We start from the raw sequence: 4,597 nt of genomic DNA, 5'->3' as shown, positions 1-4,597 counted from the left end.
CACCAAATAGCGCCAGCGGGTCGCCGGGGCGTTCAATTCGGATTGTGGCATATCCTTCGAACATTGCAGACCCAGACGTCGGCATAGCATCAGAGGCGGTCATCGGCATGCCCGGCGTACCCGTTGACGCATCCCCAAAAACGCGCAGACTTTGCGCGGCATATGCATCAAGCCGATCTATTCTGGGATCAGCGGCAGTGCCACCGCCACCTGATCCACCACCAGACCCGCCGCCGCCGCAGGCCAAAAGCCCTACGCTGAGTAAGGTTAATGCGACAAATTTGATGAAAACGCGTTGCACCCGCAAGGCCGTATCAAGACTTCGCAAATCATTCGTTAAGCCGGACCGTCGCGATTGCCCTTTCGCGCCCGAGCGCATAAAGCGGTGCGCATGACAAATCGCCCCGCACTCCCCCCCGAAATCGCCCGCCGCCGGACTTTCGCGATCATCTCGCACCCGGATGCGGGCAAGACGACGTTGACTGAAAAGTTCCTGCTTTATGGTGGCGCCATTCAGATGGCCGGTCAGGTACGCGCAAAGGGCGAAGCGCGGCGCACGCGCTCTGATTTCATGCAGATGGAAAAGGACCGTGGGATCTCCGTTTCGGCCTCAGCGATGTCATTCGACTTTGAAAAGTACCGTTTCAACCTCGTCGACACCCCCGGCCACTCGGACTTTTCCGAGGACACGTATCGGACGCTGACAGCAGTAGACGCAGCGGTCATGGTCATCGACGGGGCCAAAGGTGTGGAGAGCCAGACCCAGAAACTGTTCGAAGTGTGCCGTCTGCGCGATCTGCCAATCTTGACCTTTTGCAACAAAATGGACCGCGAAAGTCGCGATACTTTCGAAATAATTGATGAAATCCAGGAAAACCTCGCGATCGACGTCACCCCTGCGTCTTGGCCTATCGGGGTCGGGCGCGAATTCATCGGCTGCTATGATATTCTGCGCGACAAGCTGGAATTGATGGACCGTGCGGACCGCAACAAGGTCGCGGAAAGCATCCAGATCAGCGGGCTGGAAGATCCGAAACTGGCCCTACATGTGCCTGCGCATCTGCTCGCAAAATTCCTTGAAGAGATCGAGATGGCGAAAGCGCTTTTACCAGAGCTTGACCCTGAGGCGCTGTTAAATGGCTCCATGACGCCGATCTGGTTCGGCTCCGCGATGAATTCGTTTGGGGTGAAGGAATTGATGGATGGTCTGGCGACCTATGGCCCTGAACCGCAGGTCCAGACCGCCCAGCCGCGCAACATCGCGCCCGAGGAAAAGCAGGTGACGGGTTTTGTTTTCAAAGTGCAGGCGAATATGGACCCCAAACACCGCGACCGCGTGGCGTTTTTGCGTCTTGCCTCCGGGCATTTTGAACGGGGCATGAAGCTGACCCATGTGCGGTCTAAAAAGCAGATGGCCGTGACCAATCCGGTGCTGTTTCTGGCTGCTGACCGCGAATTGGCGGAAGAAGCGTGGGCGGGCGATATCATCGGCATTCCCAACCACGGACAATTGCGGATCGGGGATACTTTGACCGAGGGCGAAGCAATCCGCGTCTCTGGCATTCCGTCTTTTGCGCCAGAGCTTTTGCAGACCTGCCGCCCGGGCGACCCGATGAAAGCCAAGCACCTTGAAAAGGCGCTGATGCAGTTTGCCGAAGAAGGGGCCGCCAAGGTCTTCAAGCCGACTTTCGGGTCTGGCTTTATCGTAGGCGTCGTGGGGGCCTTGCAGTTCGAGGTTCTGGCATCCCGGATCGAGATGGAATACGGACTTCCGGTGCGTTTCGAAGCCTCGCAATTCACCTCTGCCCGTTGGGTGGCAGGTGAACAGACCGCCGTCGATAAATTCGTGAACGCCAACAAACAGCATATCGCAACGGACAATGACGGCGACACTGTTTACTTGACCCGGCTGCAATGGGACATTGACCGCGTTGGCCGCGATTACCCGGATGTGACCCTGACCGCGACCAAAGAAATGATGGTCTAGGGGCGATGCCCTTACAAAACCGTGTCCAACCGACGGGCGAGATTATCAGCGATCCCGCCCGTGGTGAATTCACGGGCAATCGCGGCATCATCCACCGCCCCGACAAAACGCTGGGCACCGCCCGGTGGTCGCATCATGCGTGGATTTGCTGTGTGCTGGATTGGCAAGGGCGCAAACGGCCATTGATGACAGGGCGTAACTGGACAGAATTGTTTTTCCTTGATGAGGCGGTCGCATTGGCCGCCGGGCACCGGCCTTGTGGCTATTGCAGGCGTGCGGATTATGCGCGTTTCACTGCGGCTTGGGCAGATCACGCAGGCAGGCGTGCCAAAGCGCCTGACATGGATAAAGGGCTCCACCAAGCGCGGATCGATGCGCGCAGCCGCACCCAAATCCGGCACAAGGCAAACCTTGCCGACCTGCCCGAAGGGGCGATGATTTTGCGCGACGATGGCGTATATTTAGTCGGCCCATCGACATTTCACCGCTATTTGCGAACAGGCTATGCGGCTGCCGTCACGCGGCCAAAACACGAGACCGTCACAGTCCTGACCCCCAAACCAATGATCGACATCTTGCGCGCTGGTTTCCGGCCCCACCTGCACGCGTCAGCACACTTGCTATCGACGCATCCGCACTGAATACTCCTGCCAAAGGAACCGGACAGACTGCCCAAGTGACCAATAAAAAACAAAGCTTCCCCGGCGGTATTTCCGCCCTTGTCCCGCGCTACAAAAAGCGGCGGGCGCTTTTGACGGGCGAAGACTTGCCAGCACTTGATTGCGACTTCACCGATTTCAAAGGCGTCCCCTTGCCACCGCAAGAACTACCACGGCCAGAGGGCCTTTCGCGCGTCCAAAAGAAGCGTCACATGCTGCTCGGAGAACTCGCCGGGCATTGCGAATTGGCGCTGCTGCATGGGCTTTTGATCTCTCATCTGCGCAAGCACACGTACCCGGAAACAGCACCCGATTTGTTCCTGCGGCTTTGGGATGAGGAGCAAGACTGGCTGCTGGAAAACCTGCCAACCCGATGGCTGATTTCAGCCGTGATTACCTTTGCCGATCATGGGCAAACGGAGGCGGAACGCAACCTCGCCGCGCGCATGAACATGTTGTTTTCGCTTATGAAAATATATGAGGCGGAACGCTGTTTTTCCGGCCTGCCGCCGCAAAAGCCATTCCGCATCAAAGATCGCAACAAGGCAACGCTGCCAATGGGGATGAAGGATTTTTCTGTGTTGAATGGCGATCTGGAAGCCAACCTGCTCGCCCCGCTTTGGAAAGATGCAAACCAGGCACCCGCAATCGACCCGCTGGTTCAGCACCTTCTTGAACGGTTGAACACCGACGACGGCACGGTCTTTCGGCGCATGGCAAAAATGCGTGAAACGGCAACAAAATAACGCGGGCGCGCGCCTCGCATTGACGCAGTGCAGCATATCCGCTAAGTCCCCTCTCACGGTCAAAACTGGCCGTCAGACGCGGGACGCGGAGCAATGGCGTCCTTTCATTTTTGCAGACCGATCTGCAGCCAAAGGACGTATATGACCAAGTTCTCTGATTTGAACCTTGCCCCCAAGGTTCTCAAGGCCGTCGCCGAAACCGGCTACGACACCCCCACCCCCATTCAGGCAGGCGCAATCGCCCCCGCATTGGAAGGCCGCGATGTTCTGGGCATTGCACAAACCGGGACCGGAAAAACCGCAGCTTTCACCCTGCCGATGATTACGCTTTTAGGCCGTGGTCGCGCGCGCGCGCGGATGCCACGCAGCCTCGTTCTGGCCCCGACCCGCGAATTGGCAGCACAGGTTGCTGAAAACTTCGATACTTACGCAAAACACACAAAGCTGACCCGCGCACTGCTGATCGGTGGCACCAGCTTCAAGGATCAAGACAAGATCATCGACAAGGGCGTGGATGTGTTGATCGCGACCCCCGGTCGTCTTCTTGACCACCTTGAGCGCGGCAAGTTGATCCTGACTGACGTAAAGATCATGGTTGTGGATGAAGCCGACCGGATGCTGGATATGGGGTTCATCCCCGATATCGAAGAGATCTTCAAACGCACACCGTTCACCCGTCAGACCCTGTTCTTTAGCGCAACAATGGCGCCGGAGATTGAGCGGATCACCAACACTTTCCTGTCGAATCCCGCCAAAATCGAAGTGGCGCGTGCGGCCACAACAAATACGAACATCAAGCAAGGTGTTGTGATGTTCAAAGGCTCTGCCAAACCAAAAGAGCCTTCGGAAAAGCGTGCTTTGCTGCGCAAATTGATCGACGCCGAAGGCGACGCTTGCACCAACGCGATCATTTTCTGCAACCGGAAATCTGACGTCGATATCGTTTCTAAGTCATTGAATAAATACGGATATAACGCTGCCCCTATTCATGGCGATCTGGATCAATCACACCGGACCAAGACACTCGATAAGTTCCGCGACAACGAACTGCGCATTCTTGTGGCCTCTGACGTGGCAGCCCGTGGTTTGGATATTCCCGCTGTGACCCACGTCTTTAACTTCGATGTGCCATCCCACGCCGAAGACTATGTGCACCGCATTGGCCGCACTGGCCGCGCGGGCCGTTCCGGCACGGCGATTATGAT

5 protein-coding genes and 1 pseudogene are annotated in these 4,597 nt (G+C 57.1%); 4 read left to right on the top strand and 2 right to left on the bottom strand.

Annotated features, from left to right (window positions below; all coding sequences use genetic code 11):
- A pseudogene (locus tag ACFDSS_RS13570) lies at nt 1-301 on the bottom strand (hypothetical protein); the annotation flags it as partial.
- Between the two features lie 90 nt (nt 302-391).
- Between ACFDSS_RS13570 and ACFDSS_RS13565 the strand changes: the two are divergent.
- Nucleotides 392-1,987, top strand: a complete 1,596-nt coding sequence (locus tag ACFDSS_RS13565) for a peptide chain release factor 3 (protein WP_375256261.1) — start codon at nt 392-394, stop codon at nt 1,985-1,987.
- A gap of 11 nt (nt 1,988-1,998) precedes the next feature.
- Here ACFDSS_RS13565 and ACFDSS_RS13560 read toward each other — a convergent pair whose 3' ends face one another.
- Nucleotides 1,999-2,124 carry a hypothetical protein gene (locus ACFDSS_RS13560; protein ID WP_375256260.1) on the bottom strand — a complete coding sequence of 42 codons (126 nt, stop codon included), beginning with the start codon at nt 2,122-2,124 and terminating at the stop codon, nt 1,999-2,001.
- Between the two features lie 48 nt (nt 2,125-2,172).
- On the opposite strand from ACFDSS_RS13560, the gene ACFDSS_RS13555 reads away from it, so the two are divergent.
- The 3 genes from ACFDSS_RS13555 to ACFDSS_RS13545 all read left to right on the top strand — a co-directional run.
- Entirely contained in the window at nt 2,173-2,628 is a 456-nt protein-coding gene (locus tag ACFDSS_RS13555) for a hypothetical protein (protein ID WP_375256259.1), read from the top strand.
- A gap of 35 nt (nt 2,629-2,663) precedes the next feature.
- Nucleotides 2,664-3,392, top strand: a complete 729-nt coding sequence (locus tag ACFDSS_RS13550) for a hypothetical protein (protein WP_375256258.1) — start codon at nt 2,664-2,666, stop codon at nt 3,390-3,392.
- A 141-nt stretch (nt 3,393-3,533) separates the two neighbouring features.
- Nucleotides 3,534-4,597, top strand: a 1,064-nt coding sequence (locus ACFDSS_RS13545) for a DEAD/DEAH box helicase (protein WP_375256257.1), incomplete at its 3' end; no start/stop codon positions are given.

The organism is Yoonia sp. (assembly GCF_042093035.1).
In the GTDB taxonomy this organism is placed as follows: domain Bacteria; phylum Pseudomonadota; class Alphaproteobacteria; order Rhodobacterales; family Rhodobacteraceae; genus Yoonia.
This window is presented reverse-complemented; position numbering and strand designations above follow the sequence as displayed.